The sequence below is a fragment of the Mycobacterium sp. M26 genome, assembly GCF_001494595.1.
In the GTDB taxonomy this organism is placed as follows: Bacteria; Actinomycetota; Actinomycetes; order Mycobacteriales; family Mycobacteriaceae; genus Mycobacterium.
The window spans coordinates 3,210,128-3,229,012 of sequence record NZ_LN929908.1; the positions used below are offsets into that span (position 1 = coordinate 3,210,128).

An 18,885-nucleotide genomic window follows, 5' to 3' on the forward strand; every position below is an offset into this window, starting at 1 on the left:
GCCCACTGGTCAGAGGGTGATCCACCCGCACGTGTGCCCCATTATGTCGGCCTGCGCGGGCCGCTGGAACGGATGCGCGAGAGTGCGGAAAAGTCGTCCGCCGGCGGTGCCCTCAGCGCTGGGCGAGCTTGGCCTGCAGCCGGCGGTTCACCGCGTCGGGCAGCAGCGCCGAGACGTCCCCGCCGAGGATCGCCACCTCTTTGGCCAGCGACGACGAGACGAACGAGTACTGCGGGGTGGTCGCGACGAAGAAGGTGTCCACGCCGGCGATGTGCTTGTTCATCTGCGCCATCTGCAGCTCGTACTCGAAATCCGTTCCGGTGCGCAGACCCTTGACGATCGCGGTCAGTCCGCGCTCCTTGACGAAGTCGACGACCAGGCCGCGGCCGGACTCGGCGCGCAGGTTCGGCAGATGGCTGGTGGCTTCGGTGATCATCGCGATGCGCTCGTCGATGTCGAACATCCCGGACTTGTTCGGGTTGATCAGCACCGCGACGATCACCTCGTCGAACTGCGCGGCGGCGCGCTCGAAGATGTCGATGTGTCCCAACGTCACCGGGTCGAACGACCCCGGGCAGACCGCGCCACTCATGGAAGCAGACGCTAGCAGCCCGTCACTGCACCTCAGCAGCCTCGACCCGGGTGTCGCCGTAGCGTCGCTGCGGCCACACCTCCCACTGCGTCGGCCAGGTCAGCGCCGGCGAGGACGCCGCCCGCTCAACCACCACCACCGCGCCGGGGGCCACCCAGCCGTTGCGGTCCAGCAGGCCGAGCAGAGTGTCGATGTCGGCGGCGGGCACGTCATAGGGCGGATCGGCGAGCACCAGATCTGACGGCCTGGCCGGGGCACTGCTGAGCACGGTGGCCACCGCGCCGCGGCGCACGGTCGCACCACTGAGCCCGAGCGACGCGATGTTGCGGGTGATCACCGCGGCGGCCCGGGCGTCATTCTCGACGAACAGTGCCGATGCCGCGCCACGCGACAGGGCCTCCAAGCCCAGCGCGCCCGACCCGGCGAACAGGTCCAGCACATGCAGACCGTCGAAGTCGCGCCGCGCGGCCAGCATGTTGAACAGGGCCTCACGCACCCGGTCGGTGGTCGGCCGGGTTCCCTTGGCGGGCACGTCGATTCGACGTCCACCCGCGACACCGGCGACGATCCGGGTCAGCTTGTTCCCCCCGGGCCGATCACCACCAGCAAGTCACCGCCCTCGACACCGGCGGTGCTGGCGACGGCGACGCGGGTGACGGTGCCGGCCTTGGGGGCGGTGATCGCGGCCTCCATCTTCATCGCCTCGATGGTGGCGATGGTCTGCCCGGCGCTCACCGCGTCACCCACGGCCACCCCGACGGTGACCACACCCGCGAACGGGGCGGCGACGTGATCGGGATTGGCCCGGTCGGCCTTCTCGGCGGTGGGCACGGTATCGGCGATGCTGCGGTCGCGGACCTGGATCGGACGCAGCTGGCCGTTCATGATGCACATGACCGTGCGCACGCCGCGTTCGTCGGGATCCGAGATCGCCTCGAGTCCGACGATGAGTTGCACCCCGCGTTCGAGCTGGATCCGGTGCTCGTCACCCTGGCGCAGCCCGCTGAAGAACTGGTTGGCCGACAGGCCCGAGGTGTCGCCGTACTCCTCGCGGTGAGCCTCGAATTCGCGGGTCGGGCCGGGGAACAGCAGCCGGTTCAACGCGGCCTGCCGCGCCGGGCCGGGCTCGGCGAGCACCTTCTCGTCGGCCGCCGACAACGGCTGCTCGGGCTTGGCCGGGCCGCGACCCTCTAATGCCTTGGTGCGCAACGGTTCCGGCCACCCGCCGGGCGGGTCACCGAGCTCACCGCGCAGGAACCCGATCACCGAATCGGGGATGTCGTGGCGGGCCGGGTCGGCGGCGAACTCCTCGGCGGTGATGCCGGCACCGACCAGGGCCAGCGCCAGATCGCCGACGACCTTACTCGACGGGGTGACCTTGACCAGCCGGCCCAGGATGCGGTCGGCACCGGCGTAGGCGTTCTCCACGTCTTCGAACCGGTCCCCCAGTCCCAGCGCGATGGCCTGGGTCCGCAGATTGGACAGCTGCCCGCCGGGGATCTCGTGGTGGTAGACGCGCCCGGTCGGTGCTGGCAGACCCGCCTCGAACGGGGCGTACACCCGGCGCAGCGCCTCCCAGTACGGCTCGAGGTCGCACACCGCGCCCAGGTCCAGCCCGGTGTCGTACGGGGTGTGCGCCGCGGCGGCGACGATTGCTGACAGCGGTGGCTGGCTGGTGGTACCCGACAGCGGGGCGGCCGCCCCGTCGACCGCACTGGCACCGGCGTGCCACGCCGCGGTGTAGGTGGCCAGCTGGCCGCCCGGGGTGTCGTGGGTGTGCACGTGCACCGGCAGGTCGAAGCGGCTGCGCAGCGCCGAGACCAGCGTGGCGGCTGCCGGTGGGCGCAGCAGGCCGGCCATGTCCTTGATCGCCAGCACATGCGCACCGGCTTCGACGATCTGCTCGGCCAGGCGCAGCCAGTAATCCAGCGTGTAGAGCGTCTCACCGGGATTGGACAGGTCGCCGGTATAGGACATCGCCACCTCGGCGACCGCGGTGCCGGTATCCCGTACCGCGTCGATGGCCGGACGCATCGAGTCGACGTTGTTGAGCGCGTCGAAGATCCGGAAGATGTCCACACCGCTGCGGGCGGCCTCGTCGACGAACGCGTGTGTCACCGTCTCCGGATACGGCGTGTAGCCCACCGTGTTACGGCCGCGCAGCAGCATCTGCAGGCAGATGTTGGGGATCGCCTCGCGCAGCGCGATCAGGCGTTCCCAGGGGTCCTCTTTCAGGAAGCGAAGTGCCACATCGTAAGTCGCCCCGCCCCAGCATTCGATCGACAACAGCTCCGGGGTCATCCGGGCGATGTACGGCGCCACCGTGAGCAGACCCGAAGACCGCACCCGGGTGGCCAGCAGCGACTGGTGGGCGTCGCGGAAGGTCGTATCGGTCACCCCGACGGCCGGTGAATCCCGCAGCCAGTCGGCGAAACCCTGCGGGCCCAGCTCGGTGAGGCGCTGCTTGCTGCCCGGCGGCGGCGTGGTCCCGGCGATGTCGAGGGCCGGCAGTTTGTCCTGGGGGTAGACCCGATCCCGATCCCGGTAGGGCGAGTTCACGGTGACATCGGCCAGGAACTTCAGCATCTTGGTGCCGCGGTCGGCCGAGGAGCGCGCGGTCAGCAACTCGGGGCGCTCGTCGATGAACGATGTGGTGATCCGGCCGGCCCGGAAATCCGGATCGTCCAGAACCGCTTGCAGGAACGGGATATTCGTCGACACCCCGCGGATCCTGAACTCGGCGACCGCGCGCACGGCGCGGGCGACCGCGGTCGGGAAATCGCGGCCCCGGCAGGTCAGCTTGACCAGCATCGAGTCGAAGTGCGCCCCGACCTCCGCGCCCAGATGGGTGCCGCCGTCCAGGCGGATGCCCGCACCGCCCGGTGACCGGTAGGTGGTGATGCGCCCGGTATCCGGGCGGAATCCGTTGGCCGGGTCCTCGGTGGTGATCCGGCATTGCAGCGCCGCCCCGTGCGGGCGCACCGCATCCTGGGACAGGCCCAGCTCTTCCAGCGTCGCCCCGGCGGCGATCCGAAGCTGCGAGGAGACCAGATCGACGTCGGTGATCTCCTCGGTGACGGTGTGCTCCACCTGGATGCGCGGGTTCATCTCGATGAACACATGCCGGCCGCGCTCGTCGAGCAGGAATTCCACCGTGCCCGCACAGCTGTAGCCGATATGGCGGGCAAAGTTGACGGCGTCGGCGCAAATCTGTTCCCGCAGAGCAGGATCCAGGTTCGGAGCCGGGGCAAGCTCGATCACCTTCTGGTGCCGGCGCTGCACGCTACAGTCCCGCTCATAGAGGTGGATGACGTTGCCGTGGGTGTCGGCCAGGATCTGCACCTCGATATGGCGCGGGTTGACCACCGCCTGCTCGAGGAACACCGTCGGGTCGCCGAACGCGGACTCGGCTTCACGGCTGGCCGCCTCGATGGCTTCGGGCAGCGCCTCAGGTTCGCTGACCCGGCGCATCCCGCGCCCGCCGCCACCGGCCACCGCCTTGACGAACAGCGGGAACTCCATGGTCGCCGCCGCGGCAACCAGATCGGCCACCGACGACGAGGGTTCCGACGACGCCAGGACGGGCAGACCCGCCTCCCGGGCCGCCGCGATCGCGCGGGCCTTGTTACCCGTCAACTCCAGGATCGAGGCGTCCGGGCCGATGAAGGTGATTCCCGACGCTGCGCACGCTGCCGCCAGTTCCGGGTTCTCCGAGAGGAATCCATAACCCGGATAGATCGCATCGGCACCGCACGCGAGCGCCGTCTGCACGATCTCGTCGACCGACAGATACGCGCGCACCGGATGGCCGATGTCGCCGATCTGATACGACTCGGCGGCCTTCAGGCGATGCAGGGAATTGCGATCCTCGTAGGGATACACCGCCACCGTGCCGATGCCCATCTCGTAGGCGGCGCGGAAAGCGCGGATCGCGATCTCACCACGGTTTGCGACCAGAACTTTAGAGATCACGGGCAAACCCTACCCTCACCGCGCAGTGGTCGGCGCTAGATGAGAGTGGACCAGTAGTTCCAGAAGCGCACGAGGATCATCAGGATCACGGCGGTGAACCAGAGCACCACGATCGACCACCGCCAGGTGTAGAGCGCGCGGGCCACCGCGTTGCCGGCCAGCGGCCGCAGCGCGATCGAGGACACCACCACGAACAGCGGGATGGTCACCGACCACACCACCATGCAGTACGGGCACAGCGCGCCGATGACGTACAGCGACTGGTAGATCAGCCAGTGCACGAACACCACGCCGAGCCCGGTGCCGACCATCAGGCCGACCCAATACCAGTGCGGCAGGCGGACTTTGGCCACCGCCAGCACACCGGTCACGATGGCGACCGAGAAGCCGGCGATACCCATCAGCGGGTTGGGGAAGCCGAACACCGACGCCTGGTGGGTCACCATCACCGACCCGCACGACAGCACCGGATTGATGCTGCAGGTCGGCACGTAGGTCGGGTTGATCAGCATCTCGATCTTCTCGATCGTCAACGTCGCTGCCGCGACGAAGCCGATCACCCCCGCGATCAGCACCCACCAGGCGCTGGTCGGGCGCACCGGCACCCCGGCCGGGCCGCCCGCCGAGGCGGCGGGTTCGGTCGGCTCTACAGGTGCCGGTGTCGCGACGCTCATGGTGCTGCGGGGGCCGGGGTCGTCGGGGGTCGCCGGGCTGATGTCCTCGCCATTGAGCCGGATGGTCGGGGTGGCGTTGATCTTGGCAGCGGCAGCCAGGCCCTCGATCGTGTCGTTGTACTTGCCGCCGTTGATGCACGAGGAGACCTTGTCGGTCGGCACTCCGGCCTGCCGGGCAGTCTCGATCAGCCGGGCGTTGTCGGGGGCACTGGCGCCCTCCTCAGGCTGCATGGCGAACAGCGCCGAGTGGAATCGGACGAACGCCTCTTTGTCGACGTCGGCGACGCAGTAGGCGGCATTGGCCGCGCGGGTCGAATAGTTGTCGTTCACCCGGGAGTTGAGGATGGCGACCGAGTAGTAGTCGGCGGCCACCGCACCGCTTTCGACCAGCTTGTTGATCGTCGGGCCGAAGGCCTTCTCGAAGTCACGGCAGTGCGGGCACTGGAAGTCCTCATAGACCGACAGGACGGCCTTGGGCTCGTCGGTGCCGTCCTTCTTGATTAGTGCACTGGAGGTGATCCGAACGGCCTGTGCATCACCGGCGGCCGTCTTCTTCTCGTGGCCCATCACGATGTAGAGCACCAGGGCGACGGCGAAGATGACGACGATGGCCGTCAGACCCAGCTGAATGGCCAGGTTGCGTTTGCGGTCCGCAGCCTTCAGGTCGTAGCGGGGCGTGCTTTTCTTGTTGTTGGCCACGGGTCGGGAGATCCTCGCTGATTCTGGACTGTCGTGTTGGCGTCTCCAGAGTACCGGCGTGCGGTGTCGCGCCCGTCAGGCGCGGGCTAGGTGGGCGCGTAACGCCGAGATCATCTCGGCATTCGCCCGGGCGACCTGACCGCCGAGCGCGTTGAGATTGATGAACGCGTGCGTCATCGATCCCATCCGGCGGGCGTCCACGACGACGCCTGCTTCCTGCAGTTTCGCTGCGTACTGCTCCCCCTCGTCGCGCAGCGGATCGAAGCCCGCCGTGATGACCAGCGCCGGCGACAGGCCGCTGAGATCCTCGGCCAGCAGCGGCGACACCCGGGGGTCGGCGGCGTCCAGGCCGGATCCCTCCAGCAGGCATGCGGTGAAGAAGTCCATATCCCGCCTGGTCAGAAGAAAACCGTCGGCGAACAGCGTGCGTGAGCGGGTCTGCCCGCGGAAGTCGGTCACCGGATAGATCAGCCACTGCAGTGCGGGCAGCGGGTCGCCGGCGTCGCGGGCCCGGATCGTGACCAGAGCCGCCAGGTTGCCGCCCGCGCTGTCACCGCCGACGGCTACCCGCTCGGGGTCGGCGCCCAGCTCGGCGGCATGCTCACGGGCCCAGGTGTAGGCGGCGTAGCCGTCGTCGACGGCGGCGGGCGCCTTGTGCTCGGGGGCCAGCCGGTAGTCGACGGCCAGCACATGGACCCCGGCGTCCCGGCAGATCAGCCGGCAGGCGGCGTCGTGACTCTCGAGGTCGCCGACCACATACCCGCCACCGTGATAGAAGACCAGCAGCGGGGCGCGCTCGTCACCGAGCGGCCGGTAATGGCGTGCCGGGATGGCACCGGCCGGCCCGGGTATGGACACCGCACGGGTGGCCGCCACCAGGATGTCGGGCTCGTCGAAGCTGCGGGCGAGTTCGGTGGTCTGGGTGCGGCTGGCCGACGGATCCTCATGGGCGGTGAACCCGGTCAGCCCCTGCAGGCGCTGCGCGGTGGCCAGCATCTGCAGCGACGGGTCCAGGGTGTTGCCGTCGATGGTGACGGCGCGACCGCCGGACACCAGCCGTTTGACGGCACCCGGCAGATGCGGGATCACCTTCACCCCGGCCCGGTTGCCCACTGCGAGCGCCTTGCGTGTCAGCGGACCGCGTGTCGGTGCGCCGGTTGTCGTCGCTGCCATGGCCTCAGCTTTGCACAGCGCTGCGTTGACGGTTTCGACAATTACCCCAGGCCAGTATCGAGACGCGCCGCGCGACACCACCGGCCCTGATCAGGCGGCTGTGCGGCCGGGTACTATCCTCATCCCGACGTCGGAGACCCGCGATGTGGGAGGTGCCCGGCGCAGACCCCTCGACAGCACAGGCAGGTGACATGACACCGGCGGCCGCAATCCCCACCGTCACGCTCAACGACGACAACACCATCCCCGTGATCGGACTTGGCGTCGCCGAGTTGTCGCCGGAGGAAGCGGAGCGGGCGGTGACCGACGCGCTCGCGGCCGGCTACCGGCTGATCGACACCGCCTCGGTGGAGGGCAACGAGGAGGCCGTCGGCCGCGCCGTGGCCGCCTCGGGTGTGCCGCGCGAGGAGCTGTTCATCACCACCAAGCTGGCCACCGCCGACCAGGGCTTCCAGGCTTCCCAGGACGCCATCAAGGTGAGCCTGGAACGTCTCGGCCTGGACTACGTCGACCTCTACCTGATCCACTGGCCCGCCGAGCAGAACGGCAAGTACGTCGACGCCTGGGGCGGGCTGCTGCGGGTGCGCGAGGACGGCCTGACCAAGTCCATCGGTGTCTCGAACTTCACCCCCGAGCACCTGTCGAACGTCATCGACCTGTCCTACTTCACCCCCGCCATCAACCAGGTGGAACTGCATCCCCTGCTCAACCAGGCGGCGCTGCGCGAGGTGCATGCCGAGTACTCGATCACCACCGAGGCCTACAGCCCGCTGGGTGTCGGCAAGCTGGTGGAGAACCCCACGATCGCGTCCATCGCTGCCGCCCACGGCAAGTCCCCGGCTCAGGTGTTGATCCGCTGGAGCCTGCAGCTGGGCAACGTGGTGATCCCCCGCGCGTCGAACCCGGCCCACATCGCCGAGAACATCGACGTGTTCGACTTCGAGCTGACTGCCGACGAGGTCGAGTCCATCAACGGCCTCGACGACGGCACCCGCTTCCGGCCGAACCCGGACACCTACACCGGCGCCTAGTTCCGCATCGGTCAGCTACGCATCGATTCTGCTGTCAGGGCGTCGGATTGACGCTCATTCGCGCCCTCGCCGCAGAATGGATGCGACAGGCCTGTCAGCCAGCCGGGCAGGTGGCCGCCGCGTCCCGGAGTTCGTTGGCCGAGGCTTCGTCGACCGGGAGCGCATAACCGCGCAGCACCGCGATGAACTGCACCGCGTACTGGCACCAGAAGGCGTGATTGGGCGGCATCCAGCTGCCCGGGCCTTGATCGCCCTTGTCCTGGTTGGCCTGTCCGGCCACCGCGATCAGGTTGGCCGGATCGTTGGCGAACCGAATCCGCAAGGCGTCCGGCCAATCCCGGGCACCCATGTCCCAGGCGTAGGCCAGCGGCACGATGTGGTCGATCTGCACAGCGGCACCGACCTGGGCGCCGCGCACGAACGAGACAGTCTCATTGGTGTACGGGTCGTGCAGTACGCCGGTGGCCACCGCGTGCGGGCAGCGCTTCACCGACACATAGGCCTTGTCGACGAGATCGCGGTCCAGGATGTCGTTACGGGTGTCACAGCCGTTGTGCCCCAGCGGCGCGTCATTGTCGTCGTCCCACGCGTCGCCGAACGCCGCGCGCCGGTAGTCGTAGCCGCGTTGCCGTTGCGGCACAACGACAATCCCGGCCAGCACATCCGAGCCCGGTGCCACCGTGGGCACGTCGGCGCGCGCGACGAGCGCCCGGTCATCGGTGGCCGTGCCCACCACCTGGACGGCGACGATCACCGACAGCGCGGTCACTGCCGCGAGCCACAGCAGCTGCCGGCGGGTCACGCCTTGTCCAGAAAATCGACGCGGTCCGAACCGGTGAACTGTCCGGCCAGCACGGCCATCCCGCGGTCGTTCGGATGGGCCGCGTACAAGCGCTGGCACAGTTCCCGGGCCTCGACGATGAGGTCGAGATGTTCGGCCAGCGACAGGAAGCGCAACGTGATGGGACGACCGGACTGGTTGAGCCCCAACACATCTCCCTCCCGACGCTCCTGAAGGTCCAGGTCGGCCAGCACGAATCCGTCCAGGGTGCCGGCCACGGCTTTCAACCGCTCACCGGCCTTCGAGCCCTCGGGCAGCATGGTGGCCAGCAGGCACAGGCTCGGATGCTGGCCGCGACCGATGCGACCGCGCAACTGGTGCAGCTGGCTGATCCCGAAGCGGTCGGCATCCATCACCACCATGACCGTGGCGTTGGGTACGTCGACACCCACCTCGATGACGGTGGTACACACCAGAACATCGATCTCACCGGCCCGGAACGCAGACATCACCGCGTCCTTCTCATCGCCCGAGAGCCGGCCGTGCATCAGGCCCAGACGCAGTGCCGCCAGCGGCCCGCGCGCGAGCTTGGCGTAGAGCGCGACCACGGTCTCGGCCGGCGGGCCGACCTGCTCACCGCCGGTCTTGTCATCCTCGTCGATCCGGGATGCCACCACATAGGCCTGCCGCCCGGCGGCCACCTCCTCGGCGATCCGCTGCCAGGCCCGGTTGAGCCACTGCGGCTTGTCCTTGATGAAGATCGTGTTGGTGGTGATCGGCTGGCGACCGCGCGGAAGTTCGCGCAGTGTCGAGGTTTCCAGGTCACCGTAGACGGTCAGCGCCACGGTGCGCGGGATCGGTGTCGCCGTCATCACCAGCAGATGCGGGGTAAGGCCATCAGGGGCCTTGGCCCGCAATCGATCCCGCTGTTCCACCCCGAACCGGTGCTGCTCGTCGACCACGACGAAGCCGAGGTTGTGGAACTCGACGGCATCCTGCAGTAGGGCGTGTGTCCCGACGACGATCCCGGCCGCACCGGAGACGACCTCGTCACGCACCTGCCGCTTCTGCGCCGCCGACATCGAACCCGTCAGCAGCGCGATCCGGGTGGCATGCTCTGCGCCGCCGAGCTGGCCGGCCTGCGCCAGCGGACCCAGTACGTCGCGGATTGACCGGGCATGTTGGGCCGCAAGGACTTCGGTGGGCGCCAGCAGGGCGCACTGATAGCCGGCGTCGACCATCTGCAACATCGCGAGCACGGAGACGATGGTCTTACCCGAGCCGACCTCGCCCTGCAGCAGCCGGTGCATCGGTTTGGTGGCGGCCAGTTCACCGGAGATCACGCCGAGCACCTCGCGCTGGCCCGCGGTCAGCTCGAAGGGCAGCTGGCCCATCAGATCGGCGAGCAGGCCGTCCTCGCGACGGGGGGCGGGCGGGCCGGACTCGGCCAGTTCGCTGTTGCGCCGCTGGGCCAGCGCCCACTGCAGCCCGACCGCCTCGTCGAAGGTCAGCCGGTGGCGGGCCTCGTCGCGTTCGGCCTCATTCTCGGCCAGGTGGATCGCCCGCAGGGCGGCATCCTCGCTCATCAGACCACGTTCGCGCACAACGCTTTCCGGCAGCGGATCGGTAATGGGATCCAGCACGGCCAGCACCTGACGCACGCAGGCGTAGATCTCCCAGCTCTGCAGTTTGGAGCTGGCGGCGTAGATCGGGAAGAACTCGCGTTCGAAGGCCGACATCGACAGCTCGCCGGTTTCAGCCTGCGACACCTCGGCGATGGTCTTCAGCGACTTGCTGCCGAACTGTTTGGCGTTGCCCGGGGAGCTGAGGACCAGGAAGTCCGGGTGGGTCAGCTGCATGACGCTGCGGAAGTAGCCGACCTCGCCGGACAGCATCAACTTCGTGCCCTTCACCAAGCCGTGCTTGAGGAACTTGGCGTTGAAGAACGTCGCGGTGACCTTGCGCCGACCCTGTTGCAGGGTGATCACCAGGTATTCACGCTTGGGACTGCGATTGGTCCAGCGCACCTCGGCCTTGTCGATCTCGCCGACGAACGTGACGTGTTCGCCTTCCTCCGGGGGCACCTCGTCCTCACCCCACACCGTCATGCCGTGGCTGTACTTGCGCGGGTAATGCCGCAACAGATCGTCGACGGTCTGGAAGCCGAACACCTCGTCGAGCAGACCGGCCGCCTTGGCTCCCACGATTCCGTCGAGGCGATCGGTGAGGCCGACCACGGCTACTCCACCCCGATCAAGAGCGCGTCCCCGCGGTGGCCGGTGTCATACGTCGCCAGCTCGATGCCGGGGTGGCGCCGGTGCATGTGGTCGGCCAGCGACTCGGCGACAGCCGGGTCGACGCCCTGGCCCAGCAGCACGGTCACCAATTCCCCACCGGCGACCAGCAGCAGATCGATCAGACCGGCAGCCGCGGTGGTGATGTCCGGGCCGACCACCAGCACCTCGTCACCGGCGATACCCAGACCGTCACCCGGCTGGCAGGCGCCCGCCCAGGTCAGGGCATGTTCGGTGGCGATCCGCACCGAACCGTGCCGGGCACCCGCCGCGGCGCGGGCCATCGTGTAGCCGTCATCGACGGCCTGGCGGCCCGCATCGTGGACGGCCAGTGCCGCCAGCCCCTGCACCATGGAGGCGGCCGGCAGTGCGACGACGTCGATACCCCAGCCGATCCCCGCGGTCGCACCGGCCACCATCTCCTCGGCCGCCACATACCCGTTGGGCAACACCATGACCTGGGCCGCGCCGGTGTCGACGAGGGCGCGCAGCAGTTGCCGGGCGCTGACCCCGGTGGCCAGGTCCGGTGCCTCGGGGCGCAGCACGAAGGCGCCCTCCTGGCTGAACAGCGCTTCGGCGCCATCGCCGTCGACCACGGCCAGCACCGCGCGTTCCCGGCTCCATCCGCCCGGGGAGACGCGGGCCGGTCCGGTGGTCAGCACCGAGATCTGGATCTTGCTGACGGCACCCGCGAGCAGCCCGGCCTCGACAGCCGCCCCGGCGTCGTCGGTGTGCACATGCACCGAATAGCGATCCGACGCGTCCCCCGCGGCGGCGATGCCCACCGAATCGCCGAGTTCGTCCAGCCGCGCGCGCAGGCTGTCGACCGCCCCTGCCTCGCAGTCGGCGAGCAGATACATCACCTCGAATTGCGGCGGAGCCGGCTCGGCGGCGGCGATCTCCAGTGGCGGCGGCGCGGGCTCGTAGGCCCGACGCGCGGCGGCGTAGCCGCTGATCGTGGCCGTCAGCGCATCCAGCAGCACCAGCAGGCCGCGGCCGCCGGCGTCGACCACCCCGGCATCGGCCAGTACGGCGAGTTGATCGGGCGTGCGCTCAAGGGCCGCGGCGGCCGCATCACCGGCGGCGGCCAGCGCCTCGGCGAGCTCGGCGCCTTCGGCGGCCCAGTGTTCGACCGTTTCGGCCGCGGCCTGCAGCACCGAGACGATGGTGCCGTCGACTCGCTGACCGCCCATCGAGGACACCACCAGCCCGACACCGTGTCGCAGCGCCGCCCCGAGCAGCACCGCATTGATATCGGCGAGCGCGCCCCCGGTGTCGACCGCGGCCGATGCCGTCACGTCGGCCATCCCGCGCAGGATCTGGGACAGGATCACCCCGGAGTTCCCGCGCGCACCGTGCAGCGCGCCTTCGGAGAGCGCCGCGGCCACGGCCGTCACATCACCGGAACCGGCCGACGACTTGGCCTCGGCCAGCGCCGAACGCATGGTGAACAGCATGTTGGTGCCGGTGTCGGAGTCCGCCACCGGGAACACGTTGAGCCGGTTGATCTCGTCGGTGTGGGTGATGAGTTCGCCGACGGCGGTGTGGGCCCAGTCCCGCAGGGCGGATGCGTCCAGCCGTCGGTCCGGCATCGGCACCTCCTCGCGACCCTGGCACACGGCTTCCGTCGCGCCAGCCTAGCCAGTCCGGCCGACAGTGCGACGTCACCGCGGACATCGAGAGTCACCGGGTGTGGATGACCACGACAACTCGATCAGCGTGATTTTTTTCCCGCGTCATCGTCACGCCCGTCGGCTTCACCGGCGGCACCGGTCCGGATTCGTCCGGTGATGGTGGTCTTTCGGGCGCACACCGCCGCCCCCGGCGCTCGCTGTCCCGCCAGCACGAGGCTGTCAGGCCGCCACGACCCGGCCACCGGCCTGATCTGCGCGCGATCATGGCTGCGCATGTATCGGCACAGCCAAGGGATCTGATGACCACCTCACCCGCCGCCGAAGCCGGCACCACCCGAATCGCCTCGGCGCAGCAGGCACTGGCGGTGGCGGCCGAGCTGTCGGAGTGCTTCGCCGTCGGCGCGCCGGTGCGTGATGCCTGCCGCGAACTGCCCTACCAGCAGGTGCAGCAGCTCAAGCGCTCCGGCCTGCTGGCACTGCCGGTCCCGGCCGCCTACGGCGGCATCGACGCGCCCGCCACCGTGCTCGCCGAGGTGTTCCGCCTGCTCGGCCAGGGTGATCCCTCGCTGGCTCAGATCCCGCACTCGCACTTCACCTTCTCCGAGGCCTTGCGGCTGGAGGGCAGCCACGAGCAGAAGGCCTTTTTCTACTCGCAGATCCTCGACGGGGCGCTGGTGGCCAACGCCCAGTCCGAGCGGGGCCCGCACCCGATCGACGTGGACACCACCGCGCTGGTGCCCGCGGGCGGTGATTTCCTGCTCAGCGGCCGCAAGTTCTACTCCACCGGGGCTTTGTTCGCCGACTGGATCGTGGTGCGCGCCTCGCTGTCGGACGGCAACGGCGCGACGCCCAACTCCCGCACCCCCAAGGCGGTGGCGTTCGTCCCCCGCGACGCTCCTGGACTGGACGTCGTCCACGACTGGGACGGCATGGGACAGCGCACCACCGCATCGGGAACCGTGACGCTGGACCGGGTGCGGGTGCCGGCCGCGCACGTGGTGCCCTACAGCCCGATCTTCACGCGGCCGACGATCTACGGCGCCCGCGCCCAACTGCTGCACGCGGCCCTCGACGTGGGGATCGCGACCGGTGCACTGGCCGAGGGGGTGCGCCAGGCCGCCAAGGCCCGGCCGCATTTCGAAGCCGGGGTCGGGGTGGCCGCCGAGGATCCGACGCTGATCGCGGTGGCCGGGGAGGCGACGGTGACCGTGCGGGCCGCGCAGGCGCTGCTGGGCGACGCCGCCCGCGCGGTCGACGCCGCCCGGGCCCTGACCACCGAGGAGACGACGGCCGCGGCCTCGGTCGCGGTGGCCGTCGCCAAGGTGGCCGCCGTGCGGGCCTCACTGGAGGCCTCGAGCGTGCTGTTCGAACTGGGCGGCACCCGCAGCGCCACCGACGCGGCCAATCTGGCCCGGTACTGGCGGGATGCCCGGACCCACACGCTGCACGACGCGACCCGATGGAAACTGCAGCACATCGGCCGGTACACGCTGTCGGGGACCCGCCCGCCGCGCCACGGCCAGCTCTGAAACCATCGAGCTCACGGGCCCCGGGCACGCCATTTTGGCGTTCCCTGCACGCGACGGCTATTCTTGTCAGGTTGTCGGGTCACCCGTAGCTCGGTCGTTGGCCCCTTGACCAGACGTTTACTACAGAGGAGTTCTACATGGCTGCCGTGTGCGAGATCTGCGGAAAGGGCCCCGGCTTCGGTAAGTCGGTGTCGCATTCCCATCGCCGGACCAGCCGTCGCTGGAACCCGAACATCCAGACCGTGCACGCGGTGACCCGCCCCGGCGGCAACAAGCAGCGCGTCAACGTCTGCACCTCCTGCCTGAAGGCCGGCAAGGTCACCCGCGGCTGATGCCGTTCGCCCTCAGGGGCACATGAACGCCCACGGCGGGCAGACGAACGTTCCCTCCGGCAGCGGACCCTCGGCGTAGACCCCGGGCTGGCCGGATACCTGGTGGTATTCGTGGCAGACGTTCGCATCCCAGCTCTTCGACAGGGCTTCGACCCGGAACGTGATCGGGTCGCCCGGGCACCACGTGCCGTGGCATGCCGGATCACAGCGCACGTTGTCGGCGTGGGCGGTCGCGATATCTCCCCCGGCGGCGGTGAGCCACAGGGTCGAGGCCGCGCCGATCCCGGCGATCAGGGCACCGGCGAGGGTTCGGGTGAGTGTCATGGACATCCTTTCGGTCGGCGCCCAGTTCACCCGCAGCGCCGCCCTACCGATCCCAAGGTCGCTAGGGCAGGCGCCAGTCGATCGGTTCGGCGCCCATCCCGGTCAGCAACTCGTTGGCCCGGCTGAACGGCCGCGACCCGAAGAACCCCCGCGAGGCCGACAGCGGTGACGGGTGGGGTGACTCGATGGCCATACACGTGGGTGGAATCCCCGAGTCGCTCCGCTCCTGCCCGCCGGAGCTGCCGGTGAGCATCGGTTTGAGCGTCGAGGCGTCCCGGCCCCACAGAATCGCCACCAGCGGCTGATCGCGCGCGACCAACGCCCGAATGGCGCATTCGGTGACCGCCTCCCACCCCTTGCCCCGGTGCGAGGCCGGGGCGCCGGGCCGGACCGTCAGCACCCTGTTGAGCAGCATCACCCCGCGTTGCGCCCACGGTGTCAGGTCGCCGTTGGACGGCGCCGGATAGCCGAGGTCGGCGGTGTACTCGGTGAAGATGTTGGACAGGCTGCGCGGCAGTGGCCGCACCTCGGGGGCCACCGAGAAACTCAAGCCGACCGCATGGCCCGGCGTCGGGTACGGGTCCTGGCCGACGATGAGCACCCGCACCGACTCGAACGGGAAGGTGAAGGCCCGCAGCACATTCGGGCCGGCCGGAAGATAGCGGTGGCCCTCGGCGATCTCGGCCCGCAGGAACTGGCCCATCTGACTCACCTGGTCGGCCACCGGTGCCAGGGCCCGTGCCCAGCCGTCCTCGACGAGTTCGGTCAGCGGGCGGGCGGTGGTCGTCACGCAGGCCAACCTACCGAGGTCCTCAGTCGAAGGATTGCCAACCCGCCGGTCCGGCCCACGGCTGCCCGTCCACCAGGACTGCCGGGTCGCCGTCGGCGACCGATCCGATCACCCGCCAGCCCTCGGGAACGTCGCCGGCGAAACAGGCGACCAGGGCGTGATCTTCACCACCGGCGAGCACCAGTGACCACGGGTCGGTGCCGGTGGCCGCGGCGGCACCCGCCACGGCATCGACGTCAGGGCGCAACCCGTCTGCGGACAGGTCGATCCGCACCGCCGACGCCCGGGCGATCTGATCGACGTCGGCCAGCAACCCGTCGGACACGTCGGTCATCGCCAGCGCCCCGGCATCGGCGGCCCGCACGCCCTGCCCGTACGGCGGCCGCGGCACCAGATGCCAGCGTCGTAGCTCCTCGAATTCGTCGATTCCCTTGTCCCACAACATGTATCCGGCAGCAGAGCGGCCCAATTCACCGGCCACCGCAAGCACCGAACCGGGTCGGGCCCCACTGCGCAGAACCGGTACGCGCCCGCCCAGATCACCCAGTGCGGTCACCGACACCACCCACTGCGGGCTGGCCACCAGGTCACCGCCGACCACCCCGGCGCCGAATTGCCCGACCTCGGCCCACATTCCGTCCGATACCGCCTTCACGCGCTGCGCCGAGGTATCGGACGGCGCACCGAACGCGACGACGAACGCGGTGGCCCGCGCGCCCATCGACTCCACGTCGGCGGCGTTCTGCGCGATCGCCTTGCGCCCCACATCGTGTGGGGTGGACCAATCCAGCCGGAAGTGCCGGCCTTCGACGAGCATGTCGGTGGTGACGACCACCCGGCCGTCCGGGGCGCTGACCACCGCGGCGTCGTCGCCGGGGCCGACCGTCACCCCCGGCGGCTGCCGGCGGCCGGCCACCAGACGGTCGATCATCGGGAACTCGCCCAGTTCGTGCAGCGTCGGTTCCGGCCCGTCGGCCACCTCGTCTCCCCTTCCACATCAGGCCCGCTCACAACCGCAGGACCTGACAACCTGCGGTAGGTTTGGTGCCTGCCGACGCGCAGCCCGCGTCGCCGTCCCGGCCGTTCACCGATGCCGGTCAGGACACCGGGACACGCCAGTGTAAGACGAGGAGACGACGGGTGGCCGAGGCGTACATGCTGATCCAGACCGAGGTGGGTCGCGCCGAGGTCGTCGCCAAGCAGGTTGCCACGTTGCCCGGTGTGCTGTCCTCGGAGTACGTCACCGGACCCTATGACGTGGTGGTGCGCATCGGGGCGAACAGCGCCGAGGACCTCACCGCCAACATCGTTCCCAGCGTTCAGCAGGTCGCCGGAATCACCCGCACACTGACGTGCCCGATCGCCGATGCCGACTGAGCCGCTGCCCGCTGCCGCCGACGACGACATCTCCGACGGTCCACCCCGCGCTGTCCTGATCGCCGCGCTGGTGATCGCCGTGGTGGCGATCGGCGCTGTACTGGCCATCGCCGCGACGCGGCGCACGCCCACCCAGCCGGTAGCCATCGCGTCGGTACCCGCCCCGCAGGCGGAGTCCGCGGAATGCCGCACCCTGGTGGACGGTCTTCCGGCGACGCTGGGCGACTTCGGCCGAGCACCCGCGATGGACCCGGTGCCCGCGGGTACGGCCGCCTGGCGGGCCGAGGCCGACGGCGACGCGGTGATCCTGCGCTGCGGTATCGGCCGGCCGGAAGAGTTCGTCGTCGGCTCCCCCATCCAGATGGTCAATCAGGTGCAATGGTTCCGGCTGGATGACCCCGCCGCCAACCGCAGCACCTGGGTGGCTGTGGACCGGCCGGTCTATGTGGCGCTGACCCTGCCGTCGGGGTCCGGTCCCACCCCCATCCAGGCGGTGTCGGATCTGATCGCCCGCGTGCTGCCGGAGGTGGCGATCAGGCCGGGCGCGGCGCGCTAACGCAGGCCGGTTCCGCGGGCCAGTGCGGTCTCGACCATGGTGCCCACCAGCGTCGGATAGTCGATACCGCTGGCGCCCCACATCCGCGGGTACATCGAGATGGTCGTGAAACCGGGCATGGTGTTGATCTCGTTGACCACCGGGCCGTCCTCGGTGAGGAAGAAGTCGACCCGCGCCAACCCCTGGCAATCCAGTGCTTCGAAGGCTCGAATAGCCAAGCGCTGCAACTCTTCTGCCACCTCGTCATCGACCTTGGCCGGGACGTCCAACTCGGCGGCGTCGTCGAGGTACTTGGTGGCGAAGTCGTAGAAGCCGTCCTCGCGGCCACGCACACCGGCCACCCGAATCTCACCGATGGTGCTGGCCCGCACCGAGCCGTCCGGGAATTCCAGGACACCGCATTCGAGTTCGCGCCCGACGATGGCGGCCTCGATGATCACCTTCGGGTCGTGCCGCCTCGCCTCATCGATCGCACCGGGCAGTTCGTCGGCGTGCATCACCCGGCTCACGCCGATCGAGGAGCCACCTCGTGACGGCTTGACGAACATCGGGAAGCCAAGGCGCTCAATCTCGTCCAGATCAGGGGCGGCCCGGTGCGGACGCAGCACCACATGGTCACCGATCGGCAGGCCGTCGGCGGCGAGCAGTTTCTTGGTGAATTCCTTGTCCATGCCAGCCGCACTGGCGAACACACCGGCACCGACGTAGGGCACACCGGCCAGTTCCAGCAGGCCCTGGATCGTGCCGTCCTCGCCGTAGGGGCCGTGCAGGATCGGGAAGACGACGTCGACAGCGGCCAGGATCTCCCCCGCACCGTCCAGCGACACCAGTTCGCCGCGACGCTGCGGGTCGGCGGTCAACGCCAGGGCGGTTCCGGCCTCACCGCTGACCTGCGGCAACTGGCGGCCGCTGATGGCCAGGGTTTCGGGACGGGCGTCGGTGAGCACCCAGGAGCCCCCGGGCGTGATGCCGATGGCGACCACCTCGAAGCGCTGCGGGTCGAGGTTGCGCAGGATGCTGCCGGCCGACACGCACGAGATGGCGTGCTCGGAGCTGCGGCCGCCGTAGACGACGGCGACGCGGATGCGTGTCACAAGCTACAGAGGCTACAGCCCGGGCGTCGGGCG

General features: G+C 69.5%; 17 protein-coding genes and 1 pseudogene. 5 read left to right on the forward strand and 13 right to left on the reverse strand.

The annotated features are described in order from the left end of the window. Positions 1–112: 112 nt before the first annotated feature. From coaD to BN3385_RS24685, 6 genes and pseudogenes are all read right to left on the reverse strand, one after another. Positions 113–592 carry a pantetheine-phosphate adenylyltransferase gene (coaD, locus tag BN3385_RS24660; protein WP_059020860.1) on the reverse strand — a complete coding sequence of 160 codons (480 nt, stop codon included), beginning with the start codon at positions 590–592 and terminating at the stop codon, positions 113–115. A 22-nt stretch (positions 593–614) separates the two neighbouring features. Then, the gene (gene rsmD, locus BN3385_RS24665; RefSeq protein ID WP_059020862.1) at positions 615–1,169 is read right to left on the reverse strand and encodes a 16S rRNA (guanine(966)-N(2))-methyltransferase RsmD; all 555 of its coding nucleotides are present in this window, start codon (positions 1,167–1,169) and stop codon (positions 615–617) included. Continuing rightward, positions 1,166–4,564: a pyruvate carboxylase gene (locus tag BN3385_RS24670; RefSeq protein WP_059020864.1), complete on the reverse strand. Its 3,399-nt coding sequence runs from the start codon at positions 4,562–4,564 to the stop codon at positions 1,166–1,168. The genes rsmD and BN3385_RS24670 overlap by 4 nt, the downstream gene beginning before the upstream one ends. 35 nt (positions 4,565–4,599) lie before the next feature. Next, positions 4,600–5,169 carry a vitamin K epoxide reductase family protein gene (locus BN3385_RS29095; protein WP_502688113.1) on the reverse strand — a complete coding sequence of 190 codons (570 nt, stop codon included), beginning with the start codon at positions 5,167–5,169 and terminating at the stop codon, positions 4,600–4,602. After that, positions 5,152–5,937 (reverse strand): annotated as a pseudogene (locus BN3385_RS29100) (DsbA family protein); the annotation flags it as partial. The pseudogene BN3385_RS29100 and the gene BN3385_RS29095, both read right to left, overlap by 18 nt. A gap of 75 nt (positions 5,938–6,012) precedes the next feature. Further along, positions 6,013–7,110, reverse strand: coding sequence for an alpha/beta hydrolase (locus BN3385_RS24685; protein ID WP_082690626.1), 1,098 nt, complete (start codon positions 7,108–7,110; stop codon positions 6,013–6,015). 191 nt (positions 7,111–7,301) lie between these two features. Here BN3385_RS24685 and BN3385_RS24690 point away from each other — a divergent pair, with 191 nt between their 5' ends. Then, positions 7,302–8,141 carry an aldo/keto reductase gene (locus tag BN3385_RS24690; RefSeq protein ID WP_059020866.1) on the forward strand — a complete coding sequence of 280 codons (840 nt, stop codon included), beginning with the start codon at positions 7,302–7,304 and terminating at the stop codon, positions 8,139–8,141. A 94-nt stretch (positions 8,142–8,235) separates the two neighbouring features. Here the strand turns inward: BN3385_RS24690 and BN3385_RS24695 are convergent, their stop codons facing one another. The 3 genes from BN3385_RS24695 to BN3385_RS24705 are packed head-to-tail and all read right to left on the reverse strand — an operon-like array spanning position 8,236 to position 12,808. Then, positions 8,236–8,943 carry an HNH endonuclease family protein gene (locus BN3385_RS24695; RefSeq protein WP_059020868.1) on the reverse strand — a complete coding sequence of 236 codons (708 nt, stop codon included), beginning with the start codon at positions 8,941–8,943 and terminating at the stop codon, positions 8,236–8,238. After that, positions 8,940–11,159, reverse strand: a complete 2,220-nt coding sequence (gene recG, locus BN3385_RS24700) for an ATP-dependent DNA helicase RecG (RefSeq protein ID WP_059020870.1) — start codon at positions 11,157–11,159, stop codon at positions 8,940–8,942. The genes BN3385_RS24695 and recG overlap by 4 nt, the downstream gene beginning before the upstream one ends. A gap of 2 nt (positions 11,160–11,161) precedes the next feature. Then, positions 11,162–12,808 (reverse strand): DAK2 domain-containing protein, encoded by a 1,647-nt coding sequence (locus tag BN3385_RS24705; protein ID WP_059022391.1) that lies wholly within the window; start codon positions 12,806–12,808, stop codon positions 11,162–11,164. 341 nt (positions 12,809–13,149) lie between these two features. Here BN3385_RS24705 and BN3385_RS24715 point away from each other — a divergent pair, with 341 nt between their 5' ends. Both BN3385_RS24715 and rpmB read left to right on the forward strand, forming a co-directional pair. After that, on the forward strand, positions 13,150–14,379 hold the full coding sequence (locus tag BN3385_RS24715; RefSeq protein WP_059020874.1) for an SfnB family sulfur acquisition oxidoreductase: 1,230 nt from the start codon (positions 13,150–13,152) through the stop codon (positions 14,377–14,379). 137 nt (positions 14,380–14,516) lie between these two features. After that, on the forward strand, positions 14,517–14,711 hold the full coding sequence (rpmB, locus tag BN3385_RS24720; RefSeq protein ID WP_059020876.1) for a 50S ribosomal protein L28: 195 nt from the start codon (positions 14,517–14,519) through the stop codon (positions 14,709–14,711). 12 nt (positions 14,712–14,723) lie between these two features. Here the strand turns inward: rpmB and BN3385_RS24725 are convergent, their stop codons facing one another. The 3 genes from BN3385_RS24725 to BN3385_RS24735 form a co-directional block, all read right to left on the reverse strand. Next, positions 14,724–15,035: a hypothetical protein gene (locus BN3385_RS24725; RefSeq protein WP_231748809.1), complete on the reverse strand. Its 312-nt coding sequence runs from the start codon at positions 15,033–15,035 to the stop codon at positions 14,724–14,726. Positions 15,036–15,096: 61 nt separating this feature from the next. Continuing rightward, positions 15,097–15,825: a uracil-DNA glycosylase gene (locus BN3385_RS24730; RefSeq protein ID WP_059020879.1), complete on the reverse strand. Its 729-nt coding sequence runs from the start codon at positions 15,823–15,825 to the stop codon at positions 15,097–15,099. Between the two features lie 22 nt (positions 15,826–15,847). Further along, a complete protein-coding gene (locus tag BN3385_RS24735; protein WP_286141852.1) occupies positions 15,848–16,804 on the reverse strand; it encodes a thiamine-phosphate kinase in 957 nt (318 codons plus the stop codon). Between the two features lie 161 nt (positions 16,805–16,965). Here BN3385_RS24735 and BN3385_RS24740 point away from each other — a divergent pair, with 161 nt between their 5' ends. Together BN3385_RS24740 and BN3385_RS24745 are read left to right on the forward strand one after the other, a co-directional pair. Continuing rightward, the gene (locus BN3385_RS24740) at positions 16,966–17,202 is read left to right on the forward strand and encodes an Lrp/AsnC ligand binding domain-containing protein (RefSeq protein ID WP_059020881.1); all 237 of its coding nucleotides are present in this window, start codon (positions 16,966–16,968) and stop codon (positions 17,200–17,202) included. Continuing rightward, positions 17,192–17,758 (forward strand): DUF3515 domain-containing protein, encoded by a 567-nt coding sequence (locus tag BN3385_RS24745; RefSeq protein ID WP_059020882.1) that lies wholly within the window; start codon positions 17,192–17,194, stop codon positions 17,756–17,758. Before BN3385_RS24740 ends, BN3385_RS24745 begins: the two co-directional genes overlap by 11 nt. On the opposite strand, the gene BN3385_RS24750 is transcribed toward BN3385_RS24745, so the two are convergent. After that, complete coding sequence (locus BN3385_RS24750; RefSeq protein WP_059020884.1) at positions 17,755–18,852, reverse strand: D-alanine--D-alanine ligase family protein; 1,098 nt, start codon at positions 18,850–18,852, stop codon at positions 17,755–17,757. The genes BN3385_RS24745 and BN3385_RS24750 overlap by 4 nt on opposite strands. Positions 18,853–18,885 lie beyond the last annotated feature (33 nt).

Excerpts from the sequence above, each read along its gene's own strand:
- BN3385_RS24715 (WP_059020874.1), top strand. The coding sequence starts at position 13,150 with ATGACCACCTCACCCGCCGCCGAAGCCGGCACCACCCGAATCGCCTCG.
- BN3385_RS24705 (WP_059022391.1), bottom strand. The coding sequence starts at position 12,808 with ATGCCGGACCGACGGCTGGACGCATCCGCCCTGCGGGACTGGGCCCAC.
- BN3385_RS24690 (WP_059020866.1), top strand. The coding sequence starts at position 7,302 with ATGACACCGGCGGCCGCAATCCCCACCGTCACGCTCAACGACGACAAC.
- BN3385_RS24745 (WP_059020882.1), top strand. The coding sequence starts at position 17,192 with ATGCCGACTGAGCCGCTGCCCGCTGCCGCCGACGACGACATCTCCGAC.
- BN3385_RS24685 (WP_082690626.1), bottom strand. The coding sequence starts at position 7,110 with ATGGCAGCGACGACAACCGGCGCACCGACACGCGGTCCGCTGACACGC.
- rpmB (WP_059020876.1), top strand. The coding sequence starts at position 14,517 with ATGGCTGCCGTGTGCGAGATCTGCGGAAAGGGCCCCGGCTTCGGTAAG.
- BN3385_RS24725 (WP_231748809.1), bottom strand. The coding sequence starts at position 15,035 with ATGACACTCACCCGAACCCTCGCCGGTGCCCTGATCGCCGGGATCGGC.
- coaD (WP_059020860.1), bottom strand. The coding sequence starts at position 592 with ATGAGTGGCGCGGTCTGCCCGGGGTCGTTCGACCCGGTGACGTTGGGA.